A 24,675-nucleotide genomic window follows, 5' to 3' on the forward strand; every position below is an offset into this window, starting at 1 on the left:
GGCGCGTCTCTCCCAAAGGTTCAGGCGGCATTGCGCTGCATCTGGCGGATCAGCGCCATGACGTGATCGGCCTCGTCCAGACGCAGCAGGGTCAGGCTTTCGGTTGCGTTGCCGCGCGGCCCCGCCACCTGATGGCGCAGGGTAATCGTGGCCGGACCGCCCGAACGTTCTACAATCGTCGAAGGGCCGGGCGACATGACCGCGCTGCGCGTGCCGATCAAGGGCCAGACCAGATCAACCAGCACGCGGGTCTCGGTCAGACGGTAAACCGCTACCTTGGCCCGCAGGCGCGGTGCCCATGCCTGCCAGACCGACAGCTTCAACCCGATGAACAGGAAGGGCAGACCGCCCAGCCAGATCGGTCCGCTGGCCATCGCCTTGTCCATCCAGAACAGCGAGAAGGCGACGAAGGCAAAGCCAAACAGCAGCCGCCCCGGATTGGACAGATCGGCGGGCACCCCACCTCCGGGCCGCCCCTGCCACAGCACCTGTTCCCCGGGCAAAAGCGGCGTCATGGCCGCCCCCCGGTCGAAGCGGCGGTCAGGGCGGCAATCACACCCTTTGGATAGGGATGAAACCGGATCACGGCGGGCTTGGCGCCCTTCTGCATCACCAGCACGGTGCCAAGGATATTGCGCACCGCTGAAATCTCGGCCAGCGGGATGACCCGCCCCCCCGGGCCGATCAGGCGCCGGTCGGTCAGTTGCCATTCAAGCGACATAGCAAGACCTGCCATATGCCACGCCCGCAGGCCAATCATGCAGATGGCAAAGGCCGGGATTGCCCAAGGATAGGCCGCGCCCCGCAGGGTTTCAGCCAGGGCCAAAACCGCACCAGCGACCAACATGACAATCATCATATTGCGGATATAGACAGCATGGTCAGCGCGAAAGCTGGTCACCAGCCGCTCACCCGGTTCAAGGGCGGCGGGGCCAGTCAGCAGACTGTCGCGCGTGACGCGGCTCACACCATGGACCCTACGGCTTTGGCGCCGCGTTCGGCGCGCAGGTTGCGGGCCAGCAGTTCCATACAGGCCATGCGGACCGCAACGCCCATCTCGACCTGATCCTGAATGACGCTGCGGTTGATGTCATCGGCGATCTCGCCATCGATCTCGACACCCCGGTTCATCGGGCCGGGATGCATCACGATGGCCTCGGGGCTCGCCACCGCCAGCTTGTCGGCATCAAGGCCGTAACGGTGGTAATATTCGCGCTCGGACGGGATGAAGCCGCCATCCATGCGTTCTTTCTGAAGGCGCAGCATCATCACCACATCCGCGCCCTTCAGCCCCTCGCGCATATCGTCATAGACCTCGCAGCCAAACTCGGCGACGCCCGAGGGCATCAGGGTCGGCGGCCCGATCAGGCGGATGCGGTTTTCCATCTTGCCCAGCAAGATCAGGTTCGACCGCGCGACCCGGCTATGGGCGATGTCGCCGCAGATCGCGATGGTCAGCCGCTGGATGCGCCCCTTGGCCCGGCGGATGGTCAGCGCATCCAGCAGGGCCTGTGTCGGGTGTTCATGCTTGCCATCGCCCGCATTCAGCACCGCGCAATTCACCTTTGAGGCCAGCAGGTTCACCGCCCCCGAATTGGGGTGCCGCACCACCAGAAGGTCGGGATGCATCGCGTTCAGGGTCAGCGCCGTATCAATCAGCGTCTCGCCCTTTTTCACCGAGGATTGCGCGACCGACATGTTCATCACATCGGCCCCCAGCCGCTTGCCTGCCAGTTCAAAACTGGCCTGCGTGCGGGTGGAGTTTTCGAAGAACATATTGATCTGCGTCATGCCTGCCAGCACGTCAGAGCTTTTGACCGTGCGGCGGTTCAGATCGACATAGCGTTCGGCCAGATCCAGAACGGCGCGGATCTCATCCTGTGCCAGATGTTCGATGCCAAGCAGGTGACGGGCGCGGAATGACATGGGGCCTCCCTCAAGGCGGCGCGTGCGGGGAAACGCATCGCCCGCAGGCATCGTCTGGCCGCGTTATAGGCAGGCCACCGGGGCGGATCAATCCGGGAATCGCCCAACAGCCCTTTCCACGCAGCCCCCTTTCCTCGGGCGCGGGCGGGCTTTAGGGTCGGGCACATGGGAATCGACGCAGACAGTCTTGGTCAACAGATCCTCGGCGACTGGCAGGCCTCGCTGGCAGCCCTTGAATGGCTGCAAGAGCTTGGCGCGCTGGATCCGATGCTGGATGCGCCCCTGAACCGCTATGATCTGGCGGAGCGGGAGGTGGCAGCCGCCCGTCCGCAGGCACAGGCCGCGGCCAAAGCCGCGCCCATAGTAACCCCGCCTGCGCCAAAAATCGATCCTGTCGCCGTCGCACAGGATGCCGCAAGCCGCTCCCAGACGCTTGAGGCGCTGCGCGAGGCACTGACCACCTATCCGCATTGCGATCTGAAGAAGGGCGCGCGCAACACGGTCTTTGCCGATGGCAACCCGAAAGCGCGGGTGATGATCGTGGGCGAGGCCCCGGGCCGCGACGAGGATCTGCAGGGCCTGCCCTTTGTCGGGCGCGCCGGGCAGCTCCTGGACCGGATGTTTGCGGCCATCGGTCTGGGCCGCGCCAGCCCCGATGCCGAACGCGCGCTCTACATCAGCAATGTGATGCCTTGGCGCCCGCCCTCGAACCGTGAACCCACACCCGAAGAAATGGCGATGATGGGGCCGTTCCTGCAACGCCATGTCGAACTGGCCGACCCTGAGGTGATCGTGGTCATGGGCAATACGCCCGCGCAGGCGGTGCTGCGCCAGAAGGGTATCACTAGGCTGCGGGGCCAATGGACCCAAGCCTGGGGCAAGCCGGTGCTGCCCATGCTGCACCCGGCCTATCTGCTGCGCAACCCCATCGCCAAACGCGAGGCATGGGCCGATCTTCTGTCGTTGCAGACGCATCTGCGCGGCTGATCGCGGAAAACTCTGGGGCCGCGCGCCCCAAAAATTTTCGCGGACCGCGCCAAGGATTGCGCCTGCCCGCGCGTCCCAATAGCGTCATGCGCATGGAAACCACGGATGAGAACCTGGCTTTGGCTGCTGCGGGCGGCGACCGTGCGGCCTTCGCCGCATTGGTCACCCGCCATTATGACCGCATCCATGGCCTTGCCTGGCGTCTGACCGGATCGGCGGCGGATGCGCAGGATCTGACGCAAGAGATTTGCGCGGCCCTGCCCGCCAAAATGTCCGGCTGGCGGGGAGACGCGCGCTTTACCACCTGGCTTTACCGCGTGGTGGTCAATGCCTGCGCCGATCTGCGCCGCCGCCACATGACCCGCGCCCGCGCCGCAGATGGCTGGGGCGATTGGGAGCTTGCGCGTCAGGCCGAGATTGCCGAGGCACGCGCGGCCCAGGACTGGCTGGAAGCCGCTATGGCGCGACTTAGCCCGGAACTGCGCGAGACCGTGGCGCTGGTGTTGGGGGAAGAGCTGACCCAGGCCGAGGCCGGTCAGGTATTGGGCGTCTCCGAGGGCACGATTGCCTGGCGGATGTCCGAGGTGAAGAAGCGGCTGCGCCGCATGGCAGAGGAGGAGGGGCTGTGACCGATGAGCTTGACCGTCTGAAGGCGGGTCTGCGCAAGGCACCCCCTGCCCCGGATCGCGCCGCGCGCGAGGCCGCCCTTTCCGCCGCCTTGCAATCTTTCGACAAAATCCACGACGCCCCCCAAGGATCGGCCGATGCGCCGCGTCCTATGCCTGAACGCCCGAAGAAATCGGGCGGGATTGCAGGAGTGCTGGACATGCTGAAATCGCTTTCCCCCGCCAGGGTTCTGGCGGGAACGACCTCTGTCGTCGCGCTGACCGTGGCGGTGATTGCCATCGCCCCCGGCCTGCGCGAAGGCCCGCCCAAGCCGCAGATGCCCGAAACGCTTGGCGTCTCGTCAACCGATCCCGCCATGGTGCCCCCGTCCGATGCACCGGGGGAACAGGCGGATGCGCAGGCCAACGCGACAACCGCGGATGCAACCGCGGCGGATGCGGCAAGGGCGGATGCACAAAACAGCCCGATGCAGAAGGCCGCCGAGGCCGCCCCGGCGGGGGCAGCGGTTGACCAAGATGGCGGCTCCGTGGCCCCGCGTGTGGCGCAGGAACAGGCCGCACCGGTGGCCCCCGCCAAAGACATGGCGGCAGCCGAACCAATGGCCGAAAGCTATGGCGCCGCCGCCGATATGACGATTGCGGAAAACGAAGCGCCACCGCTTGCGGCACCCGCCCCCTCCGGCGCGCGTCTGCGCAAGGAGCTTGGCGGCGCGCGCAACGGCGTGGCCATGGGCAATCAAGCCGCGCCAGCAGCCTCTGAGGCCGTCGCGCCGGACGCCTATCGTGCCCCGATGCAATCCCCCTCGACCGAGGCATTTGCCAATGCCGATGCCAATCCGGTGAAAGCGGTTGATGCAGCGCCGGTCTCGACCTTCTCGGTCGATGTCGATACCGCCTCTTATGCGATGGTGCGGCAAAGCCTTGAATCCGGGTATCCGCCGGTCAAGGAGTCGATCCGCATCGAGGAAATGGTGAACTATTTCCCCTATGCCTATCCCCAGCCCGAGGGCGACCAGCCCTTCCGCCCCGATGTGACCGTGTTCCAGACCCCATGGAACCCCGGCACAAGGCTCGTGCGCATCGGGCTTCAGGGTCGCTCTGCCGAGGTGGCGCAGCGCCCGCCCCTGAACCTTGTCTTCCTGGTCGACACATCCGGCAGCATGGATCAGCCCAACAAGTTGCCACTGTTGCAACAGGCGCTGCGGCTGGTGCTGCCGCAACTGACCGCAGAAGATCAGGTGGCGATTGTCAGCTATGCCGGATCGGCGGGCGTGGCGCTGCCGCCCACCAAGGCGACCGAGGTGGCAAAAATTGGGGCCGCACTCGATAACCTGCGCGCAGGCGGTGGCACCGCGGGCGAGGAAGGGTTGCAGGCGGCCTATCGTCTGGCGGCTGAGATGCGGAAAGATGGTGAGGTCAGCCGTGTGCTTCTGGCGACCGATGGCGATTTCAACCTTGGGCTTTCCGACCCCGAGGCGTTGACGGATTACATCGCGACACAGCGCAAATCCGGCACCTACCTGTCGGTGCTGGGCTTCGGACGCGGCAATCTGGATGATGCGGTGATGCAGGCGCTGGCGCAGAACGGCAATGGGCTGGCCGCCTATATCGACACCGCGCAAGAGGCCCGCAAGGTGCTGGTCGATCAACTGTCGGGGGCACTGTTCCCACTGGCCGATGATGTGAAGGTGCAGGTCGAATGGAACCCGGCCGAGGTCGCCGAATACCGGCTGATCGGCTATGAGACCCGGGCGCTTGCGCGGGAGGATTTCAACAATGACCGCGTGGATGCAGGCGAGATCGGATCAGGCCTGCAGGTGACCGCGCTTTACGAGGTGACGGCCCCCGACAGCGCCGCCCGCCTGACCGAGCCCCTGCGCTATGGCGCAGCCCCGGTTGCGGGCGAGACGGGCGAGCTGGGTTTCCTGCGGTTGCGCTGGAAGGCACCGGGTGCCAGCGAAAGCCAGTTGATCGAGGCACCGATTCCGGCCGCCGAGACCGCGCCGGACAGCGAGGCCCGCTTTGCCTCCGCGATTGCAGGTTTCGGGCAGTTGCTGACCGGATCGACCTATCTCGGCGACTGGGGCTGGGATGAGGCGATCAAGCTGGCAGAGGGCGCGCGCGGCGAAGATCCCTTCGGCTACCGGATCGAGGCGGTGAACCTGATGCGTCTGGCCAAGGTGATGCAGCCCTAAGGTCCGGCGACTGCGGCCTGAAAACAACAAAGGCCCGGGAGATCATCCCGGACCTTTGCGTCACAGCCTATCAGCCGCGATCAGTTCACCTTGGCATCCACCACTTCGCTGCCGGCACGGCCGATCTCGATCCGACGGGGTTTCAGCGCCTCGGGCGTTTCGCGGACCAGATCGATATGAAGCATCCCATTCTCATGGCTGGCCCCCGTCACGCGGACATGATCGGCAAGGGCAAAGCGGCGCTCGAAGGCGCGGGTGGCGATGCCGCGATGCAGATAGCTGCGTTCGGCTTCTTCGGGGGCCTTGCGGGCGGTCACGAACAGCGCGCCGTCCTTCACCTCCACGTTCAGCTCTTCAGGGGTGAAGCCCGCGACCGCGATCGAGATACGATAGGCGTTCTCATCGGTCTTTTCGATATTATAGGGCGGATAGGTCGGCTGGGCGACATCGCTTGCCAGCACGCGGTCCATCAGATCGGCGATGCGGTCAAAGCCAACGGTGGCACGATAGAGCGGGGCAAGATCAAAATTGCGCATGGTCATCCTCTTTGAGCGATGCAGATGGCGGCCCCCCGTCTGCCGGGCAGGCCGTCTGGATTGTCCCGGGCCCGTCATGGCACCCGGTCACCTTCATCTGGGATGGCAAAAGCCCGCTTTCAAGGGGGCAGGACGGGTCGGGGATTATTCGCCCGGACGCACGAATTTCGCGCTGCCCGAGCCACCGCGCAACACGCGCGGCTTGCCGGGGCGCGGGGCCCCTTCGGCGCGGAGCAGCTCCGCCTTCAGATCGGCAAGCGGCCCTTCCAGCGCAGTGCCAAGGGCGACCTTGCGCCCCTCGACCTCGGCCTTGGCAGAGACGACCGAGACGACGCGCGCGACGCCCCCTGCCAGCGCAAAGACCGGCGCGCCCGAGGATCCGAAATCGACATCGCAGGTCAGCATCAACATATCATCGCGCTGCGCCAGCACCTCGCAGACCTCTTGCAGCGATGGTGCCTCGGACCGATCCCGGGCATAGGACACGATGCCCACCTGATCGCCGCGCTGTGGCTGATTGGCCGTGGCAAAGGGCGTGACCGAAGGCAGGCGGATCGCCTGATCCAACTGCAAGAGCGCCACATCATTGGGGACGCGCGCGATGCTGTCGCCGCCGCCATAGACATAATCGGGATGGGCCAGCGCCCGGCGCACCCCGCGATAGGCCACCGCCCGACCATTGCGCCAACCCGCCAGAAACTCGATCTGCGCCGGATCTATCCGGGCACCGGTTTCGCGGTCAAACAGGCAATGCCCGGCGGTCAGCACCAGATCGGGCGCGATCAAAGCCCCGGTGCAAAAGCCCTTGGTGCCAAGGTTCAGCCGCCCGACCGCATCCCAGCCGCGTCCCATATCCGAGGTTTCAAGACTTTTCAGCCCTGCATCATCGGCCCGCAGCCCCGCAACGCCGCCCAAAAGGGCGACAAGGGCAAGACCGAAAAGAAGGGGCAACCTGCGCATCATTCCCGCGACCTAACAAGCCGGTTCGGCAGGAATGTGGCAAATTCCGGCCTCACGCAAGCCCTGCCGCCACCAGCGCGCGCGGTTTCGGCCCGCCTGTGGCCCAATCGAGCAATTCGACCGTATGCACCACCGGCACCTGGGTGCCCGATCCGATCTGCATCATGCAGCCGATATTGCCTGCGGCAATCAGTTGCGGGGCCTTGGCCTCCAGCGTGGCAACCTTGCGGCGCTTCAACTCGCCCGAGATCTCCGGCTGAAGCAGGTTGTAGGTGCCCGCCGATCCACAGCACAGATGCGGGTCGGCGGGCTCCACCACCTCAAAGCCTGCGCGTTTCAGCAAATCCTTGGGTGCCGATTTCACCTGCTGGCCATGTTGCAGCGAACAGGCCGCGTGATAGGCGACGCGCAGCCCTTTCGATGCGCCTTCGGGCAGGCCAAGCCGTTGCACCAGCTCGGATATATCCACCGCAAGCCCCGCCACCTCGGCCGCGTCGGCCGCCTTCGGGTCACCCCGGAACATATGGCCGTAATCCTTCACCGTGGTGCCGCAGCCCGAAGTGTTGATGACGATGGCATCAAGCCCGTCTGCCCGCTTTTCCGCCATCCAGGCCGCGATATTGGCCCCGGCCTGGGCATGGCTTTCGTCAACCCGCCCCATGTGATGGGTCAGAGCACCACAGCACCCCATGCCGCGGGCCACCACCACCTCGCAGCCAAGGCGACGCAACAGGCGGATCGTCGCATCGTTGATATCGGTGTTCAGCGCCTTTTGCGCGCAGCCGGTCAGCAGCGCCACCCGCACCCGGCGCACCCCCTGCGCCGGAAAGACCTGCGGATCGTCATTGCGGCTGACGGGCGGGATCTCGCGCGGGGCCATGGCGATCATCGCCCGCAGCCGCGCATCCGGCAGCAGCCGGGCCATGGGCCGCGCCAGCCGCGCGCCCGCAAGCGCAAGCCGGAACCGCATCGGATGCGGGATCACCTTGGCCAGCACCCATCGCAACGCGCGGTCCTGCCAGGGCCGCTTGTAGGTCGCCTCGACATGGGCGCGGGCATGGTCGATCAGATGCATGTAATGCACGCCCGAGGGGCAGGTGCTCATGCAACTCAGGCAACTCAGGCAGCGGTCAATATGCTTGACCGTCTTCTCATCGGCGGCGCGACCGCTTTCCAGCATATCCTTGATGAGATAGATCCGCCCACGCGGGCTGTCCAACTCGTCTCCCAGCACCTGATAGGTCGGGCAGGTTGCTGTGCAAAAGCCGCAATGCACGCAGGATCGCAGGATCTGGTTGGCGCGTGCGGTCCCGGGGTCCTGCAACTGATCGGGGGTGAAGAAGGTCTGCATCCTAGCGGCCCACCATGTAGAGAATAGCCATTGAAGCCCCGGCCAGCAGGGCCAGCACCAGCGCGACATAGGCCCATCCGGGCAGATAGGGCCGCGACACCTGCGCCAGCGCTGCAAGCAGGGCCATGACGGCGGCGAACACCGTCAGAACCTGACCCCATGGGTCGCCCTGCGCGTCGAACCACCACCAGATTCCGATCAGCAGCGCGGCGGTCAGGCCAAAGCTGATGCGGAACACCCGCCCGCGCGGCAAGACGACAAGCCCAAGATACAGCGCATAGGGAATACCGGCGAAGACCGCGAGGAAATGCCAGTTCATGCAAAGATCCCCTTCGGGTCGAATTGGTGCCGCAAGCCTGCGGTCAGGGCGGCAAGGGCCGGGGCCTCCGGTGCCTCTGGCGCATCGCCGATCAGACAGCGCGCATGGCCCCGATATGCCCCGGCAAGGGACCGCACATCGGTTCCTGGTGCCACGCGCAGCCAGGCCAGCGCCCCGCCCCAGTCATAGACCACGGCCCTGGCCCCGATCCGCGCCACCACCTCGGCCGCCTCGGACGGCACCAGATGCAGCCGCCACAGATCGCCCGGCAGATCCGCCAAGGCCATGACATCGCGGATCGCCGCCCATGGCGACGGCACTTCTTCCACCACCCCGAAGGGTGCGAGCAGATCCTGCAACCGGCGCAGACGATAGCGCACCGAATCCGCAAATCCCTCGATCCGCAGATAACTGCCCTGCCCCGGCAGATGTGCGGCCCCCGTCACCTCATAGGGCGACCCCAATGCCGCAGACAGCGCCGCAATCGCCTGCGTATCGCTCAAGCCCGGCAGACAGAGCGTGGCCTCCCCCTCCGGGCGCGGCAGCACCTTCAGCGCCACCTCGGTGATGATGCCCAACTGCCCCCGGCTGCCCGCCAGCAGTTTCACCAGATCATAGCCGGTGACATTCTTCATCACGCGCCCGCCATTGCGGATCACCCGCCCGGTGCCATCGACAAACCGCAGGCCCAGACAGAAGTCGCGACAGGCCCCGACCGATACCCGGCGCGGGCCAGAGGCATTCTCGGCCACCACGCCGCCAAGCGTTGATGCCCCTTGCCGCCCCAGAAGCCGCCGCAAATCCGGCACCTCAAAGGCCAGCCGCTGTCCCTCGACCGCCAAGGCCGCCTCGATCTCCTCGACCGCAGTTCCCGCCCCCGCCACCATCGTCAGCGCGCCCGGCTCGTAAAGCCGGATCCCGGCCAAGCCGCCGGTCGCCAGCACCGCAGCCGGCGCCATCCGCCCGCGCGTGCCGCCCCCCCGCACCGCAACGGGACCAGAGGCCGCCCGGATCAGTTCGCTCAACTCAACTTCAGTGCCTGGTCGCATGACATTCATCTGTTCAAAAATATCCTCGGGGGTCCGGGGGCCGACAGCCCCCGGGTCATCAACCAGCACGGTGCCCGGCCATTGAGGCACCACCCTCGCGGCGACCGGCCGTCACATGCAGCGGAAACACCTTGGCCGGGTTCAGCAACCAGCCAGGGTCGAAGACATCCTTCACCTGCATCTGCGCCTCCAGATCGGCGGCGGCATATTGCACCTCCATCAAGTCGCGCTTTTCGATGCCCACGCCATGCTCGCCGGTCAGACAACCGCCGACCTCGACGCAAAGTCGCAAGATATCGGCCCCGAAGGCCTCGCATAGCGCCTGCTGGCCCGGCTGATTGGCATTATAGAGGATCAGCGGGTGCATATTGCCGTCGCCCGCGTGAAAGACATTGGCGACATCCAGCCCGTAATGGCGACTCAACTCGCCGATGCGGCGCAGCACCAAAGGCAGGCTGGAGACCGGGATCGTGCCATCGAGGCACATGTAATCATTGATTTGCCCCATGGCCCCAAAGGCAGATTTGCGCCCGAGCCAGATGCGCTTGGCCTGATCGGCATCGGCCGCCTCGCGCAGCGCGCAGGGATTGTGGCGGCGGGCAATCTCGGTGATCAGCGCAAGCTGATGCCGGATCTCGGCCTCCGCCCCCTCGACCTCAACGATCAGCAGCGCCTCGCAATCGGGGTAGCCCGCCTTGGCGAAGGCCTCGCAGGCCTTGATGCAGGGGCCGTCCATGAACTCGATCGCGACCGGCAGGACGCCCGCCTTGATGATATCCGAGACGCAGGCCCCGGCCACCTCTGATGCCTCAAAGCCGATCAGCACCGGCAGCGCGCCTTCGGGTTTGGGCAGGATCCGCAAGGTCGCCTCGGTCACCACGCCCAGCTGGCCCTCGGATCCACAGATCACCCCCAGAAGATCAAGCCCAGGCGCATCCATCCAGGGCCCGCCGACCTCCACCACCGTGCCATCCATCTGCACCATGGTGACCCCCAACAGGTTGTTGGTGGTGACGCCGTATTTCAGGCAATGCGCGCCGCCGGAATTCATCGCCACATTGCCGGCAATCGCACAGGCCAGCTGGCTGGACGGATCCGGGGCATAGAAGAAGCCTGCCTCCTCCACCGCGCCCGAGACGCTCAGATTGGTGCGCCCCGATTGCACCCGGATGAAGCGGTCAGGATAGCTGACCTCCAGCACCGCATTCATCCGCGCAACGCCCAGGATCACGCTATCCGCCGTGGGCAGCGCCCCGCCCGCAAGCGAGGTGCCTGCGCCGCGCGGCACCACAGGCACCCCCGCCGCATGACAGACCCGCAGTGCCGCCGCCACTTCCGCGGTGCTGCGCGGCAGGATCGCGGCCAAAGGCGCGCAGCGATAAGCCGATAGCGCATCGCATTCATAAGCCCGCAGCTCCACCTGATCCGAGATCACCGCGTCAGAGGGCAGAACCGCCTGCAAGGCGGCCAGGATTTGCCCCCGGCGCGACAGGATCTCGGGGCTGGGAACGGGCATATCCATCGGCACCTCCTTGCTATTGGTAAATCAATATAACCAATTTCAGCATTTGGCAAGCAGGTCTGGTCAGGCTATGCCATGGGAATGGACACATTCACCCTGCTTCGCATGTTCTCGCTGCCCGATCTCGCCGCGCTCGGCTACACGCTGGCGGGGGGTGCAGCCCTGCAATGGGCGTTCGAGCGCGGGGGGCCGTTCCGCCCTTCTGTGGCGCGGATCATGGAGCTTTACCGCCGCGACTGGATGCGCGAGATGGTGACGCGCCAGCCCCGCATCTTCGATGCCGCCATCCTTGACGGGCTGCGGCAGGGGATCACCTTCTATGCGTCTTCCTGCCTGCTGGGTCTGGGTGCCGGGCTTGCCCTTCTGGCCGATACCACGCCGCTGCAGGGCCTGGCCTCAAGCTTTGATCTGCACAGCGATCCAAGCCTGATGATCAAGGCCAAGATCCTGCTGGTCCTTGGCTTTCTGATCAATGCCTTCCTGAAATTCGTCTGGTCACACCGGCTGTTCGGCTATTGCTCGGTGCTGATGGCCTCGGTCCCCAATGACCCGACCCACCCTCACGCCTACACCCGGGCTGCCCAGGCCGCCGAGGTGAACATCACCGCCGCGCGCAATTACAATCGCGGCCTGCGCTCGGTCTATTGCGCGCTTGGCGCGCTTGGCTGGCTGCTGGGGCCGTGGATGCTGATGCTGACCATGACGGTCACATTCGCCACGCTGATCCGGCGCGAATTCGCCTCGCAAAGCCGCGCGGCCATCGTGGCGCGCCTGCACGAAGACGCGTGATCGCGGTTTTGGCCACGGCCCGCGGGGGTGCGTCGCCCCCCGCCCCCCTGAAGATATTTTTGAACAGATGAAGCGGGATCGCTCCCCATTCAGCTGTTCAAAAATATCCTCGGGGGGAGGAGCCGCAGGCTCCGTGGGGGGCAGACAGCCCCCCATCTGTCGATCAGGCCCGGCGCTGCCCCATGCGGCCTTCGCGCAGCCAGCCGGTCAGCACCAGCGCGGTCGCAATCAAGAGCCAGGCCCAGGCGGGCAGGATCTCCGCCACGCGAACATCCTGCGCCACATAGGCCTCGCGCGGGGTGATGCCGATCCAGCCACGCCCCGCGGCGGTGCGGCCAATGCCGACCGCCCGCAGATCGGGCAGCCCGTCCTCGATGCGCAAGGTGCCACCGCCGGTCGCGGCGATGTAGTCGCCCAAGGGGGCGGCGCTTGCAAGGGTGGTCTCAAATTCACGCGGCGCGGGCGGGCCCATGGCCACGACCGTTGCCAGATCGTCCTGTTTCAGCCGGTAAAGCCCGACCAGCGGCGCGGGAATCGTGGCGCTGTAAAGGCCAGGGCCGCGCTCGGCCAGTTGCAACTGCGTCACGGTGCCATCGGGCGCGGTGATCTCGACCGCCTTTGGCGGGACCGAGGCCAGGGTGCGGCGGGTGATGCGCAGGGCCTGATCCTCGGGGATCGCCGACAGCGTCTCCTCTTCCAGATCGGGTTCCTTCAGCATCCAATGCGCGAGGCGCCGCAGCAGTTCCAGTTGCGGCCCGCCGCCCTCATAGCCGCGCCCCCAGAGCCAGGCGTGATCCGAGGCCAGCACCGCCACCCGCCCCTTGCCCTCACGCGATAGAACCAGAAGCGGCTTGTCCTCCAGCCCCTGCATCACCACCTGGCCTTGCCCGCGCGCCGCGATCTCGATCTGGCGGAACCAGCGGCCCCAGCCGCCCTCGGGTGCCTGTTTCTCAAGCCCCTGGGTCACCGGATGGCGTTGACCAAGATCGGTCAGCGCCGGGCGGAAGCCGCCTTCCAGCACCCGACTGGTGGTCGTGACCGGCAGGATATCGGCCAGAGGTGAGCGCCAGAGGCTGTCGGCGGTGCCAAATTCCGGCCCTGCCGCCACCAGAACCGTTCCACCGTTGAAGACGTAATCGCGCACGTTTTCAAGGTATTGCGTGGGCAGGATGCCGCGCAGGCGGTAGCGGTCAAAGATGATCAGATCGAATTCGTCGATCTTTTCGACAAACAGTTCGCGCGTTGGGAAAGCAATCAACGACAGCTCGTCGACCGGGATGCCATCCTGCTTCTCCGGCGGACGCAGGATGGTAAAATGCACAAGATCGACCGAAGGGTCGGATTTCAGCAGGTTGCGCCAGACCCGCTCGCCTGCATGTGGCTCGCCCGAGACCAGCAACACGCGCAGACGGTCGCGCACCCCGTTGATCGCGGTGACAGAGGCGTTGTTGCGGGTGGTCAGCTCTCCCTCGGCCTCGGCCACCTCGAATTGCAGCACATTCTGGCCGCCATGTGACAGCGTGACCGGCAATTCCAGATCCTCGCCCACCGGGACCGAATACCATTCGGGCTCCGCGCCATCCACCGCAATGGACAGATCGGCAACACCGGCCAGACCGGGGGGCACATCGCCCTGATCCTCGACCCGCAGGGTCAGCATGACCGGCTCACCCAGAATGGCGAAGGCGGGCGCGTTCTTCACGATCAACCGGCGGTCCCAGTCGCGGTCGCGCCCGGTCAACAACAGATGCACCGGGGCCGGGCTGTCAGGTGTCAGCGCGGTATCATGCGCCTGCCCGTCCGACAGGATCACCGCGCCCGCGATCCGGTCACGGGGTTCGGCGGCGATCGCCTCGGCCAAGGTCGCCATCACCGGCGATCCGGCATCGCCGGGGGCATCGCGCACCGTGACTTCGCGCAGTTCGGCATTGGGTTCTGCCGCAACCTCGGCCCGCAGGGCCGCCAGCGCCGATTGCACCTGTACGCCGCGATCGCCCACCGACTGGCTGGAGGTTTCATCGACCACCGCGATCACGATATCGGATAGCGGTTTGCGGTCCTCTTCCTGCAAGGACGGGTTGGCAAGGGCCGCCAACAGCACCAGCGCCGCAAGTCCGCGCCACGGCCAGCCCGCCAGCCCGCGCCACAGCGCAACCACAACCAGCACCAGCGCCAGCACGCCGATGCCCGCCAGCAATGGCAGCGGCAAAAGCGGGTTCAGGATCAGGGTTCCGCTCATTGTCCCAGCCTTTCCAGCAGGGCCGGCACATGGACCTGATCGGATTTGTAATTGCCGGTGAAGACATGCATGATCAGGTTGATGCCAAAGCGATAGGCGATCTCCCGCTGCCGCTCGCCCGCGTCACCACGCCCGACCGGATAGGACGGCATCCCTTGCGCATCCACCGCCCAGGCGGCGGCCCAGTCATTGCCGCCGATCACCACCGGCGTCACCCCGTCATTGAGGGTGCGGAAGGGCATTCCCTCCTCTGCCTCGGCATCGGGGGGCGGGGCCTCGACCCAGATCGGGCCATTCTGGCGGCCCGGAAAATCCTGCAACAGATAGAAAGTTCGGGTCAGCACATGATCCCCCGAGATCTGCTGCAGCGGCGGCACATCCAGCGCCGCCGCGATCAGTTGCAAGCGCCGCGCCTCGGGTGAGGTGCCGCCCGCGATCCCGGCATCGCGGGTGTCGAACAGGATCATGCCGCCGGTGCGCAGGAACTGGTTCAGCTTCTGATAGGCCGCAACCGAAGGCAGCGGCTGATCCGCCGTCACCGGCCAGTAAAGGAAGGGAAAGAAGGCCAGTTCATCACGCTCGATATCCACCGCCATCGGCTCGGCCGGTTCAATCGTGGTGCGGGCATAAAGCTGTTGGCCAAGGCCGCGCAAGCCGTCGCGGGACAGATCATCGGTGCGGCTGTCGCCGGTCACCACATAGGCCAGCCGCAATTCCGTCGTGGCCTCCAGCGCGAAGGCGTCCTGTGCCCCGCCCTGCGATCCGGCCCCTGTCCCGGCCCGCGCCTCATTCGGCGCCATCGTCTGCGCCTGCGCCTGCGGGACAGGCAGCAAAAGCACAAGGCAGATAAGGGCGGCGATCCGGCCCACCAGCCGCCCCGAAAGCCAGAGCGCGGCAAGGATATCGGCAGAGAGCAGCAACAACGCCCCGGCAAGGAAGGCGCCCTTCAAGGGCTGCTCACGCGGGCCCTCGATCCCTTCCACGGGCACAGAGGTCGGCCATACCGCCGCGCGCAACACGGTCTCCGGTCCGATCACGTTCAGCGCCACCCGCCGGTCTTCCCCTGCATAAAGCCCGGGCGGATGCTCCGGCCCCGGCATGGCGCCCGCCAGATCCTCGCCCCGGATGCCGGGCAGACCTTGGGGGGCTTGCAATTGGCCAAAGGCATCAAGCACCTTTTCCGGCGTGAAGACCTGCCCGCGCAGATCGGCGGCATCCGCCAATGCGGGCCGGGTGGAGACGGTCAGCCGTTCCAGCATGTTCACGAACAGACCCGACAGCGGCAGCGATGACCATTCCGCATTGGCGGTGACATGAAACAGCACGACCTGCCCCTGCCCCAGCACCTTGCGGGTGACTAGCGGCGTGCCATCGGCCAGCATGGCAATGCTGCGCTCGGACAAATCCGGATCGGGCTGCGCCAGAACCTGCGCCCGGATCGCGACTTCGGCAGGCACATCCAGCCCGAAGAACGGGCTGTCCTTCGGGAAGGGGGCCAGTGTCTTCGGGTCGCCCCAGCTCATGGCCCCGCCAAGGCTGCGCCCGCCTTCGCGCAATCGCACCGGCAAAAGCGGGTCTTCGTCGCTGCGCGCAACCTCGGAGGCCGCAAGTTTCGGCCCGGCAAAACGCAGCAAAAGCCCGCCCGCCTCGACCCATTTCACAAGGCCATTGCTTTCTTCCTGCGTCAGCCGCGCCACATCGGTCAGCACGATGACATCGGGATTGGCGCGCAGCACGTCGATCAGCGCGCCGTCGATCAGCTCTGCCACGGGGGCCAATGCCTGCCGCAGATAATGCGTGGGCGAGAGCAGGATCAGCCCCTCGCGATCCGCGCCACCGCCAATCAGCGCAACCTTGCGCCGCTTCAGGCTGTCATCGCTGAGCGTGACAGAGCCTGCGGTGCGGCTGCCCGCAATCTCGAACCGCGTCAGGCGGTTGCGCAATTCGGGCGGCAGGTTCAGCGCGGTTTCGCCAGAGGTGGCCCCGGTTGCGAATGTCAGCGTCGCGCGGGTCAGCTCGCGCTCGATCCCGGCAGGGTCAAGGCCGCGGGCAGAGACCTCAATCTCGGTCTGGGTGCCTGCCGGCAGGCGCTGCGCCGCGATCTGCACCGCGCCATCACGAAAGGTCACTGGATTCAACGCCAGAACCGGGCGCGGCGTCTCAAACACCCGCACCGCGCCACGCACCTGCAGGGCGGCCAGCAATGCGGCGCGCCCGTCATGGTCGATCCCGTCGGAAATCCAGTAACTGTCAAAATCTCCCTCTGGCAGCGCCGCCTGCCAATCGGCCAGTGCTTGCGGTGCCCATGGTTGCGGCTGCAACGCGATGAGGCGCGATGTCACCGCCTGTGCGGCCTGAAACACCGGGGCCTGCGGCATATCGGTCAGGCGCAAGAGCGCAAGCGGGCGTCCTGCCCGCTCGGCGGCCTCGGCCACGCGGCTGGCCTGATCGATGCGGCGGGGCCAGTCGCGGGCATCGGCCCAACCTGCATCCATCACGATCAGCAAAGGCGCGTCCGAGGATGCCTCTTGCCGCGCCGGGTTCAACACCGGCCCGGCAAAGGCCAGAATCGCCGCGGCCACCGCCAATGCGCGCAGGATCAGCAGCCAAAGCGGCGTGCGATCCGTCTCGCTATCCGCGTCCTTAAGGCCAAGCAGCAGCGCCACGCCGGGAAAGCGCCGCCGGATCGGCGCGGGCGGCACCGCCCGCAGCAGGATCCACAGGAGCGGCAGACCGATCAGCGCAGTCAGGATCAGCGGCGTGGTAAAGCCAAGGGGACCAAGCATCCACATCAGAGCGCGGCCTCCAGCGCACGATAAAGCCAAAGCAGCGCGGGCTGCGCGGCATCGCCCGTATGATGGCTGGACAGATGCCAGCCCGAGGCACGGGCAAGGTCTGATAGCCGGGCGCGGCGCTCCTCCAGCCGGGCCAGGTAGCGCGCCCGCAGATCGCCCGCGCGCAATGTCTCGAACCGCAGGCTGCCGCCCATCGATTCAAAGATGGTGCGCCCGTCAAAGGGGAAGGTTTCTTCTGCCGGGTCAAGCACTTGCAGGATGACGCCGCGCGCACCACGGTCGCTGGCGGCCCCCATGGCAGCCTCAACCCCGGACAGATCGCCCAGAAAATCCGAGATCAACACCACCCGGCCATGCGGCAGAATGCCGGTCGCATCGGGTTTGCCGAAATCGGCCGTGCCATCCTCGGACAGCGCCAGTGCCAGCCGTTCCGCCTGCGCCCGGCCCGAGCGCGGCGGGGTCAGCCCTCCGGTCAGCCCGACACGCTCGCCTCCGCGCAGCAACAGGACCGACAAGGCGAGTGCCAGCAGCCGCGCCCGATCTGCCTTCGGCGCGCGCATCTTGTCGCCGCTGAACCGCATCGAGGCGCTGGTATCAACCCAAAGCGAGACGCTTTGCGCCGCCTGCCATTCGCGTTCGCGCACATATTGCACATCGCCCCGCGCCGAGCGGCGCCAGTCGATCATCCGCGCAGCATCGCCCGTATGCGCCTGACGGTATTGCCAGAATTCATCGCCCATGCCTGCCCGTCTGCGCCCGTGATCGCCCAGCGTCACGGCAGAGGCCAGATGATCCGCCGCCGCAAGCAAAGGCGGTAGCGCGGCCCCCAAGGTGCCCGCCCGCGCCCGCAGATCGGCGGCCAAATCTGGCGCGTTGCTCACGCCGCAGCCTCAAGCCGCAGGCTGCGCGCAGCCACCCGGTCAATGACCGCAGCCAGGCTTTCGCCCCGGGCCCGCGCGGCAAAGTTCAGCGCCATACGATGGGTCAGGACCGGACGCGCCAGTGCCGCCACATCGGCAACCGAAGGGGCCAGCCGGCCATCCAGCAGCGCCCGCGCGCGGCAAGTCAGCATCAAGGCCTGCGCGGCGCGTGGCCCCGGCCCCCAGGACAGCGTGTCGGCCAGCGCGGCGCCTTCGGCCTCGGCCGGACGACAGGCGCGCACCAGATCAAGGATCGCCTCCACCACCGTTTCGCCAACCGGCATCCGGCGGATCACCTCTTGCGCGTCCAGCAGCTCGGCTGCGGTAAAGACCTGATGCGCCGCAGCCTCTTCGGCACCGGTGGTGGCCAGCAGGATCTCGCGCTCGGCCTTGCGGTCAGGATATTCAACGTCGATCTGCACAAGGAAGCGGTCCAGTTGCGCCTCGGGCAGCGGATAGGTGCCTTCCTGTTCGATCGGGTTCTGCGTCGCCAGGACATGGAAGGGGCGGCCCAGCGGGCGATGCTGGCCCGCGATGGTCACCTCGCGTTCCTGCATGGCCTGCAGCAGCGCCGATTGGGTGCGTGGGCTGGCGCGGTTGATCTCATCCGCCATCAGAAGCTGGCAGAAGATCGGCCCTTCGATGAAGCGGAAGGCGCGGCTGCCATCGGTGGCGGTTTCCAACACCTCGGAACCCAGGATATCGGCGGGCATCAGATCGGGGGTGAACTGGATGCGGCTGCCCTTCAGCCCCATCACGGTCGAAAGCGTATCGACCAGACGCGTCTTGCCAAGCCCGGGCAGGCCGACCAGCAGCGCGTGCCCCCCGCAAAGCATGGAGGCCAGAACCAGCTCCACCACGCGTTCCTGTCCGATGAAGCGGCGGTTGATCGAGGCCTTGGCACCTGACAGCTTTTCGCCCAAAGCCTCAATCCGCTGCACCAGTTCTTCCGCCATGACTTTACCCTTCGAGGCCCTATAATCGCCCATTAGAGCGGATCGTGACGCCGGGCACAAATGACAAAAGCGAAAGGGCCGCAACATGGTTGAAAACACGCCGATGCTGGAAGCCGTGCAGCGCGAAAGCAGGAAGGGGCCGCCGCCCGTCCATCTTTGGAACCCGCCCTATTGCGGCGAGATGGACATGCGGATCGCGCGCGATGGCACCTGGTTCCACGAGGGCACGCCGATCGGGCGCGCGCCACTGGTGCGGCTGTTCGCCTCGATCCTGAAACTGGAAGAGGGGCGGTTCTATCTGGTGACCCCGGTGGAAAAGCTGGGCATCACGGTGGAGGATGCCCCCTTCATCGCGGTGGATTTCACCGCAAGCGGTGAAGGGCCTGCACAGACCATCACCTTCACCACCAATGTCGAGGATCAGGTGGCGCTTGGCCCGGATCATCCGCTGCGAATGCAGGATGGCGCGCCCTATCTCATGGTGCGGCGCGGGCTTGAGGCACGGGTGGATCGCAAGAGCTTTTACCGGCTGATGGAGATCGGGGCGGTTGAGACTGCGAATGGAGAAGAGTGGTTCGGCATCCAGTCGCAGGGCACGTTTTTTCCGGTGATCCGGGCGGCGGAACTGACCTGATCCCGCATCCTGTGCCCAAGCCGGCCTGCAATCGACACGACGCCCCGGGGGAATTTCCCCCCCCTCTCTGCCCGGCCAGATGCTGACGGGGTTTAAGCCCGGTCTTCTCAACGGGATCACCACCTTGCGGATTCCGGGCATCGCACCGCCCTGCTGCCATCCTGATTCCCGTTGACACCCCGATTTGCCCGCGGGGCAACCGTTCGGGCCCTGACCTTCCTGATCATGCCGTCACGCACGCAGCTCACCCGGCACTTCATGGCACGGCTGGCACCCCGACCTATATCCACAAGCTGGCCTTCGGCCTTGCCCAAGCCAGCCTTGCCTCATAAAATACGCGGCAAAGGCGCAACCAAGCCAAAGCCAGATCACGCAAGGAATGCATCCATGTCCATCGAAGCCCCGGAAACCCAGGTCGTCACCTCGTGGAAAGTGGCCTGTGACGGCGGCGAGGGCGCGCTTGGCCATCCGCGCGTCTGGCTGACCATCCCGCATGACACCGGCTTTGTCGAATGCGGCTATTGCGACAAGCGCTATGTGATCGACCGCGATCACGCGCATGACGATCACTGAGACCATCAGACTATGAGGATTACTGGGCGCGGGCTGGCTTTGACGCTGGCCGCGCCCTTTGTCATTGCGCTGCTGTGGTTTCTGGCAGGCTTTGCGGGCGCATTGCTGCCCGGCACAGTGACGCCGCGCCCCGGCCCTGAAGCAGTCGAGATCCGGCTGATCGGCACCGCAATCCATTACGACATCGCCCTGCCCCTGACGCCCGAGACCCGTGCGCGCTTCGGCTTTGCCGCAAGCGATGGGGTCTTGGTGCAGGCGCCGGATGCTGAATGGCTGCTGGTCGGCTGGGGCGCGCGCGGCTTTTACGCGACCGCCGGCAGTTTCGCCGATGTGCCCTGGCCCGAGGTCGCCCGTGCGGTCATCGGCGACAGTTCGGTGATCCGGCTGGAGGCATGGCGTGATTTCCCGCTGGACGCCCTGCCGGATGCGCGGCGGATCCATCTGTCAGAGGCAGGCTTTACCGCCCTGCTGGACCGTATCGGGGACGAACTTGGCCCGCGGCCTGCGCTGGATTCGGCCCGTGACAGCTATGCTTTTTACCGCGCCCGCAGCCGGTTTTCCGCCCTGCACACCTGCAATACTTGGGTGGGCGCGGCGTTGCGCGATGCGGGTGTGCCACTGGGGGCTTGGACGCCGACCACGCAGGCCCTGCGCCTGTCGCTTTGGGCACAGGGCCCGAAAGCGGCGCATTGAAGGCCCGGAAAGGCGCAGACAGGTGGGAACCGTGTCGCGCGCCGGGAAAGGCCTCAGAACGCCTTGAATGTCATCGTGGTCAGGGTGCGCACGATGCCGGGAATGTCAAACAGCCGTTCCGACAGGTAATGGCCGACATCCTGATCTTCAGGGATATAGATCTTGGCGATCAGGTCATATTCCCCGGAGGTGGAGTAAAGCTCGCTCACCACCTCGCGGTCATAGATCGCATCGGCCACCTTGTAGGTCTGGCCGGGGGTGCAGCGGAACTGGACGAAAACGCAGATCGACATGGGATGGCTCCTTTGCGGGCACCATAGCCCGCAGACGGGGCGGCGATCAATCGCCGGTCAGGGTCAGCTGCGGCGTGCCCTGCATCTTCAGATCATCCACCCCAAGCACCTCATGCGGGCGGCCGAGACGGTTGCGGATCACCCAATGCAGCCGCTTTTCGGCGCGGGTGATCGCGACATAGGCCAGGCGCTTCCACAGCGCGATCCCGGCCTCGGATCGGCCGGCGCGGGCAGCCGCGTAAAGATCGGGGGCAAAAAGCTGCACCTCGGGCCATTGCGAGCCCTGCGCCTTGTGGATGGTCACCGCCGCACCATGCAGGAAGGTCGCGCCCATGGTGGCGGCCTGCGGGATGAAGGGTTCTTCCTCATCCGGCTTTTCGATCTTGATGATCGAGGCCGCCGAAAGCTGCGGCTCCTCCGATCCGATGACATGCAGCTTGGCAAAGCCCGGACGGGTGCCCGGGCCAAGATAAATCACCTGCGCGCCCTTGATGAGCCCCCGCGCCTCCAGGTCGATGCGCTTCTTGCGGTGTTTCAGCGGCAGTTCGATCCCGTCGCAAATCAGCGGCTCGCCGGGCAACAGCATGTCGGGCGGGCAATCATGCACGGCGCGGAAGGCGTTGATCAGCCGGATCCGCGTGGCATTGCGCCAGACCAGAACCGGGCTGCGCGCCATCAGCGTGCTGTCGACGCGTTCGGCCATCACCACGCGGTCATCGCGGCGCGCGGCCTCGGCCACCATATTCTCGAACTGGTCAAACCCCAGATCCGGGTCGGCCAGCGCATGGGCCAGATCAAGGATCGGGTTGCCCTCGACCTGCCGGTGGATGCGCGACAGATGCAGTTGCAGCGGCGCGCCCAGTTTTTCGAAAACCATCTGGCCGGACTGGTTCACCGGGGCAAGCTGCGCCGGATCGCCGAAGAGGACCAGCGTCGGAAAGATCTCGCGCAGGTCATCGAACTGCCGATCATCCAGCATGGAGCTTTCATCGATAAAGCCGATATCCAGCGGCTCTTCGCGCCGTTTCCAGCCCTGGATGAAATCAGATCCCCGCAACCCCGCCGCTGCCAGCGCGCCGGGGATCGAGGCGTTCTGGTCGTAAAACGCCTTGGCCCGATCCAGCGCCAGTTCGGTGAGCCCCTCCACCTCGGGGCGCGGGGCATTGCCCGTCAGCCATTCGGCGATCTTCTCATATTGCGGATCATAGACCGGCGTATAGAGAATGCGGTGGATCGTGGTCGCGGGCACGCCGCGCATCCGCAGAACCGAGGCCGCCTTGTTGGTGGGGGCCAGAATGGCCAGCGTGCGCCGCCCGCGGCCCTTCTTGCCCTCGTAATCGCCCGAGACGATCTCGACCCCAGCCGCCTGCAAAGCCTTGTAAAGCGAGGCAAGCAGCATGGTCTTGCCCGATCCCGCCTTGCCCATCACGGCCAGAACGGTGCTTTTGCCCTCGGCCGCGGGCACCAATGTGCCGTCATCGATATCGACACCCATGCCGCGCAGCTGGTCGGCCACGCGATCCCAGGCTTCGGCCTGATCGTCGGAAAAGGTCAGCGCTTGGCTCTGCATCGCGCGCACCATAGGCGAGGGCCGCGGGAATGGCGAGAGGCGGAGCGCCCGCCCCCGACGCGCCGGCTCAGCGCGGACGAAGCCCCTGCCCTGCCCCACCACCGGGACCATCGCGCAGCGCGGCAAGTTCCACCCGCGCGACCTGTTCGGTAACCTCGATCTGCGCAGCCAGTGCGGGCAGGCCATTGGCGCGCGCAAATCGCCGCAGATCGGCCAGAAGATTGAAGATCCAGTCATCCACCATGCAAAGGAAACCTTCCGATATGTCCGGGCCAGACGAAACCCGCCCAGGCCAAACCTATCGGCGGATTGGTCAACACATCGTCACCAGCACCCGGAAATGCAAAACCGCCCGGGCGAACCCGGGCGGTTTTCTGCCACATCACACGGCGATCAGCGGTTCGGGCCGGCCTCCAGCGCGTCTTCAAAGGTGCGCAGCCCCGTGCGCGGAGATTGCACCAGCACCGCCATATTGCCCGGCTTGTGCTGGTTGCGCAGCATCAAGGTATGGGCCTGCGGGATCTGATCCCAGGGGAAGACCTCGGACATGCAGGGGTCAAGGCGACGTTCGCACATCAGCTTGTTGGCGGCAGCCGCCTGTTTCAGATGGGCGAAGTGGCTGCCCTGCAGGCGCTTCTGGTGCATCCACATATAGCGCACGTCAAAGGTGCAGTTGAAGCCGCTGGTGCCCGCGCAGATCACCACCATACCGCCCTTCTTGCAGACAAGGGTCGAGACCGGGAAGGTCGCCTCGCCGGGGTGTTCGAACACCATGTCGACACTGACACCCTTGCCCAGAATATCCCAGATCGCCTTGCCGAACTTGCGGGCCTCTTTCAGCCATTCATTATATTCGGGGCTGTTGACCTTGGGCAGTTGGCCCCAGCATTTGAACTCGTTGCGATTGATGACGCCCTTGGCCCCAAGGCTCAGGACGAAATCGCGCTTGGTCTCATCCGAGATCACACCGATCGCATTGGCCCCGGCCGCCGCCGCAAGCTGGATCGCATAGGAGCCGAGGCCGCCGGACGCGCCCCAGACCAGCACATTCTGACCCGGCTTCAGATCATGCGGCGCATGGCCGAACAGCATCCGATAGGCCGTGGCCAAGGTCAGCGTGTAGCAGGCGCTTTCCTCCCAGGTCAGATGCTTGGGGCGCGGCATCAACTGCTGTGCCTGCACCCGGGTGAACTGGCTGAATGACCCGTCATGGGTTTCATAGCCCCAGATCCGCTGCGTCGGCGAGAACATCGGATCGCCGCCATTGCATTCCTCGTCGTCGCCATCGTCCTGGTTGCAATGCACCACGACCTCATCGCCGACCTTCCAGCGCTTCACCGCCGAGCCCACCGCCCAGACGATGCCCGAGGCATCCGACCCCGCGATGTGATAGGGCTGCTTGTGGCTGTCAAAGGGGCTGATCGGCACGCCAAGGCCCGCCCAGACCCCGTTATAGTTCACCCCGGCCGCCATCACGAGCACCAGCACCTCGTGGCTGTCCAGCTCCCATGTCGGCACGACCTCCATCTGCATGGCCTGTTCAGGCTCACCATGACGCTCGCGCCGGATCGCCCAAGCATACATGTTCTTCGGAACATGGCCGAGCGGCGGCATCTCACCGATCTCGTAAAGGTCCTTGATGGGTGCGTCATACGGCGCAATTGCGGGCTGCTGGTCCAGTGCCATGGATCGCTCCTTTCCGGGAATGCCGCGCCGCAGAATCGGCGCGTTCTCTGGAGGTA

General features: G+C 65.9%; 24 protein-coding genes. 7 read left to right on the forward strand and 17 right to left on the reverse strand.

Annotated elements, in window-relative coordinates; all coding sequences use genetic code 11:
* Positions 1 to 20: 20 nt before the first annotated feature.
* The 3 genes from GBJ34_RS05405 to GBJ34_RS05415 are packed head-to-tail and all read right to left on the reverse strand — an operon-like array spanning position 21 to position 1,926.
* Positions 21 to 515, reverse strand: coding sequence for a hypothetical protein (locus GBJ34_RS05405; protein ID WP_151718249.1), 495 nt, complete (start codon positions 513 to 515; stop codon positions 21 to 23).
* Positions 512 to 967 (reverse strand): hypothetical protein, encoded by a 456-nt coding sequence (locus GBJ34_RS05410; protein ID WP_151718250.1) that lies wholly within the window; start codon positions 965 to 967, stop codon positions 512 to 514. The genes GBJ34_RS05405 and GBJ34_RS05410 overlap by 4 nt, the downstream gene beginning before the upstream one ends.
* Entirely contained in the window at positions 964 to 1,926 is a 963-nt protein-coding gene (locus tag GBJ34_RS05415; RefSeq protein WP_151718251.1) for an aspartate carbamoyltransferase catalytic subunit, read from the reverse strand. The genes GBJ34_RS05410 and GBJ34_RS05415 overlap by 4 nt, the downstream gene beginning before the upstream one ends.
* A gap of 165 nt (positions 1,927 to 2,091) precedes the next feature.
* Here GBJ34_RS05415 and GBJ34_RS05420 point away from each other — a divergent pair, with 165 nt between their 5' ends.
* The 3 genes from GBJ34_RS05420 (at position 2,092) to GBJ34_RS05430 (ending at position 5,734) form a co-directional block, all read left to right on the forward strand.
* Entirely contained in the window at positions 2,092 to 2,913 is an 822-nt protein-coding gene (locus tag GBJ34_RS05420) for a uracil-DNA glycosylase (RefSeq protein WP_151718252.1), read from the forward strand.
* A gap of 92 nt (positions 2,914 to 3,005) precedes the next feature.
* Entirely contained in the window at positions 3,006 to 3,542 is a 537-nt protein-coding gene (locus GBJ34_RS05425) for an RNA polymerase sigma factor (RefSeq protein ID WP_151718253.1), read from the forward strand.
* Positions 3,539 to 5,734: a vWA domain-containing protein gene (locus tag GBJ34_RS05430; protein WP_226341050.1), complete on the forward strand. Its 2,196-nt coding sequence runs from the start codon at positions 3,539 to 3,541 to the stop codon at positions 5,732 to 5,734. Before GBJ34_RS05425 ends, GBJ34_RS05430 begins: the two co-directional genes overlap by 4 nt.
* 80 nt (positions 5,735 to 5,814) lie before the next feature.
* On the opposite strand, the gene GBJ34_RS05435 is transcribed toward GBJ34_RS05430, so the two are convergent.
* The 6 genes from GBJ34_RS05435 to GBJ34_RS05460 all read right to left on the reverse strand — a co-directional run bounded on the left by GBJ34_RS05435 (position 5,815) and on the right by GBJ34_RS05460 (position 11,471).
* A complete protein-coding gene (locus GBJ34_RS05435; RefSeq protein ID WP_151718254.1) occupies positions 5,815 to 6,270 on the reverse strand; it encodes an Hsp20 family protein in 456 nt (151 codons plus the stop codon).
* Positions 6,271 to 6,414: 144 nt separating this feature from the next.
* Positions 6,415 to 7,221: a trypsin-like serine peptidase gene (locus GBJ34_RS05440; protein WP_404811402.1), complete on the reverse strand. Its 807-nt coding sequence runs from the start codon at positions 7,219 to 7,221 to the stop codon at positions 6,415 to 6,417.
* 61 nt (positions 7,222 to 7,282) lie between these two features.
* Positions 7,283 to 8,581: a glycolate oxidase subunit GlcF gene (glcF, locus tag GBJ34_RS05445; protein WP_151718255.1), complete on the reverse strand. Its 1,299-nt coding sequence runs from the start codon at positions 8,579 to 8,581 to the stop codon at positions 7,283 to 7,285.
* A gap of 1 nt (position 8,582) precedes the next feature.
* Positions 8,583 to 8,900 (reverse strand): hypothetical protein, encoded by a 318-nt coding sequence (locus tag GBJ34_RS05450; protein WP_151718256.1) that lies wholly within the window; start codon positions 8,898 to 8,900, stop codon positions 8,583 to 8,585.
* Positions 8,897 to 9,949: an FAD-binding protein gene (locus GBJ34_RS05455; protein ID WP_151718257.1), complete on the reverse strand. Its 1,053-nt coding sequence runs from the start codon at positions 9,947 to 9,949 to the stop codon at positions 8,897 to 8,899. Before GBJ34_RS05455 ends, GBJ34_RS05450 begins: the two co-directional genes overlap by 4 nt.
* Before the next feature lie 58 nt (positions 9,950 to 10,007).
* Positions 10,008 to 11,471, reverse strand: a complete 1,464-nt coding sequence (locus GBJ34_RS05460; RefSeq protein WP_151718258.1) for an FAD-linked oxidase C-terminal domain-containing protein — start codon at positions 11,469 to 11,471, stop codon at positions 10,008 to 10,010.
* Between the two features lie 75 nt (positions 11,472 to 11,546).
* Between GBJ34_RS05460 and GBJ34_RS05465 the strand changes: the two genes are divergently transcribed.
* Positions 11,547 to 12,260, forward strand: coding sequence for a DUF599 domain-containing protein (locus tag GBJ34_RS05465; protein ID WP_226341051.1), 714 nt, complete (start codon positions 11,547 to 11,549; stop codon positions 12,258 to 12,260).
* A gap of 163 nt (positions 12,261 to 12,423) precedes the next feature.
* On the opposite strand, the gene GBJ34_RS05470 is transcribed toward GBJ34_RS05465, so the two are convergent.
* Genes GBJ34_RS05470 through GBJ34_RS05485 form a run of 4 tightly spaced genes read right to left on the reverse strand, consistent with a single transcriptional unit; the run spans position 12,424 to position 19,170 of the window.
* On the reverse strand, positions 12,424 to 14,499 hold the full coding sequence (locus GBJ34_RS05470; RefSeq protein WP_151718259.1) for a glutamine amidotransferase: 2,076 nt from the start codon (positions 14,497 to 14,499) through the stop codon (positions 12,424 to 12,426).
* Positions 14,496 to 17,291, reverse strand: a complete 2,796-nt coding sequence (locus tag GBJ34_RS05475; protein ID WP_151718260.1) for a DUF4159 domain-containing protein — start codon at positions 17,289 to 17,291, stop codon at positions 14,496 to 14,498. The genes GBJ34_RS05470 and GBJ34_RS05475 overlap by 4 nt, the downstream gene beginning before the upstream one ends.
* Positions 17,291 to 18,175, reverse strand: coding sequence for a DUF58 domain-containing protein (locus GBJ34_RS05480; protein WP_151718261.1), 885 nt, complete (start codon positions 18,173 to 18,175; stop codon positions 17,291 to 17,293). Before GBJ34_RS05480 ends, GBJ34_RS05475 begins: the two co-directional genes overlap by 1 nt.
* On the reverse strand, positions 18,172 to 19,170 hold the full coding sequence (locus GBJ34_RS05485; RefSeq protein ID WP_151718262.1) for an AAA family ATPase: 999 nt from the start codon (positions 19,168 to 19,170) through the stop codon (positions 18,172 to 18,174). The genes GBJ34_RS05480 and GBJ34_RS05485 overlap by 4 nt, the downstream gene beginning before the upstream one ends.
* A gap of 85 nt (positions 19,171 to 19,255) precedes the next feature.
* Here GBJ34_RS05485 and GBJ34_RS05490 point away from each other — a divergent pair, with 85 nt between their 5' ends.
* The 3 genes from GBJ34_RS05490 to GBJ34_RS05500 all read left to right on the forward strand — a co-directional run bounded on the left by GBJ34_RS05490 (position 19,256) and on the right by GBJ34_RS05500 (position 21,070).
* A complete protein-coding gene (locus tag GBJ34_RS05490) occupies positions 19,256 to 19,804 on the forward strand; it encodes a DUF1285 domain-containing protein (protein WP_151718263.1) in 549 nt (182 codons plus the stop codon).
* A gap of 387 nt (positions 19,805 to 20,191) precedes the next feature.
* A complete protein-coding gene (locus tag GBJ34_RS05495; protein WP_151718264.1) occupies positions 20,192 to 20,377 on the forward strand; it encodes a zinc-finger domain-containing protein in 186 nt (61 codons plus the stop codon).
* Between the two features lie 12 nt (positions 20,378 to 20,389).
* Complete coding sequence (locus tag GBJ34_RS05500; RefSeq protein WP_151718265.1) at positions 20,390 to 21,070, forward strand: DUF2459 domain-containing protein; 681 nt, start codon at positions 20,390 to 20,392, stop codon at positions 21,068 to 21,070.
* Positions 21,071 to 21,123: 53 nt separating this feature from the next.
* Here the strand turns inward: GBJ34_RS05500 and GBJ34_RS05505 are convergent, their stop codons facing one another.
* The 4 genes from GBJ34_RS05505 to ccrA form a co-directional block, all read right to left on the reverse strand.
* A complete protein-coding gene (locus GBJ34_RS05505; RefSeq protein ID WP_151718266.1) occupies positions 21,124 to 21,363 on the reverse strand; it encodes an Lrp/AsnC family transcriptional regulator in 240 nt (79 codons plus the stop codon).
* Positions 21,364 to 21,409: 46 nt separating this feature from the next.
* Positions 21,410 to 22,933, reverse strand: a complete 1,524-nt coding sequence (locus tag GBJ34_RS05510; RefSeq protein ID WP_151718267.1) for an ATP-dependent DNA helicase — start codon at positions 22,931 to 22,933, stop codon at positions 21,410 to 21,412.
* Positions 22,934 to 23,000: 67 nt separating this feature from the next.
* Positions 23,001 to 23,177 carry a hypothetical protein gene (locus tag GBJ34_RS20475; protein ID WP_192931117.1) on the reverse strand — a complete coding sequence of 59 codons (177 nt, stop codon included), beginning with the start codon at positions 23,175 to 23,177 and terminating at the stop codon, positions 23,001 to 23,003.
* A 149-nt stretch (positions 23,178 to 23,326) separates the two neighbouring features.
* Positions 23,327 to 24,619 carry a crotonyl-CoA carboxylase/reductase gene (gene ccrA, locus GBJ34_RS05515; RefSeq protein WP_151718268.1) on the reverse strand — a complete coding sequence of 431 codons (1,293 nt, stop codon included), beginning with the start codon at positions 24,617 to 24,619 and terminating at the stop codon, positions 23,327 to 23,329.
* Between the last annotated feature and the right edge of the window lie 56 nt (positions 24,620 to 24,675).

Source organism: Gemmobacter serpentinus (assembly GCF_008973825.1).
Taxonomy (GTDB): Bacteria; Pseudomonadota; Alphaproteobacteria; order Rhodobacterales; family Rhodobacteraceae; genus Gemmobacter; species Gemmobacter serpentinus.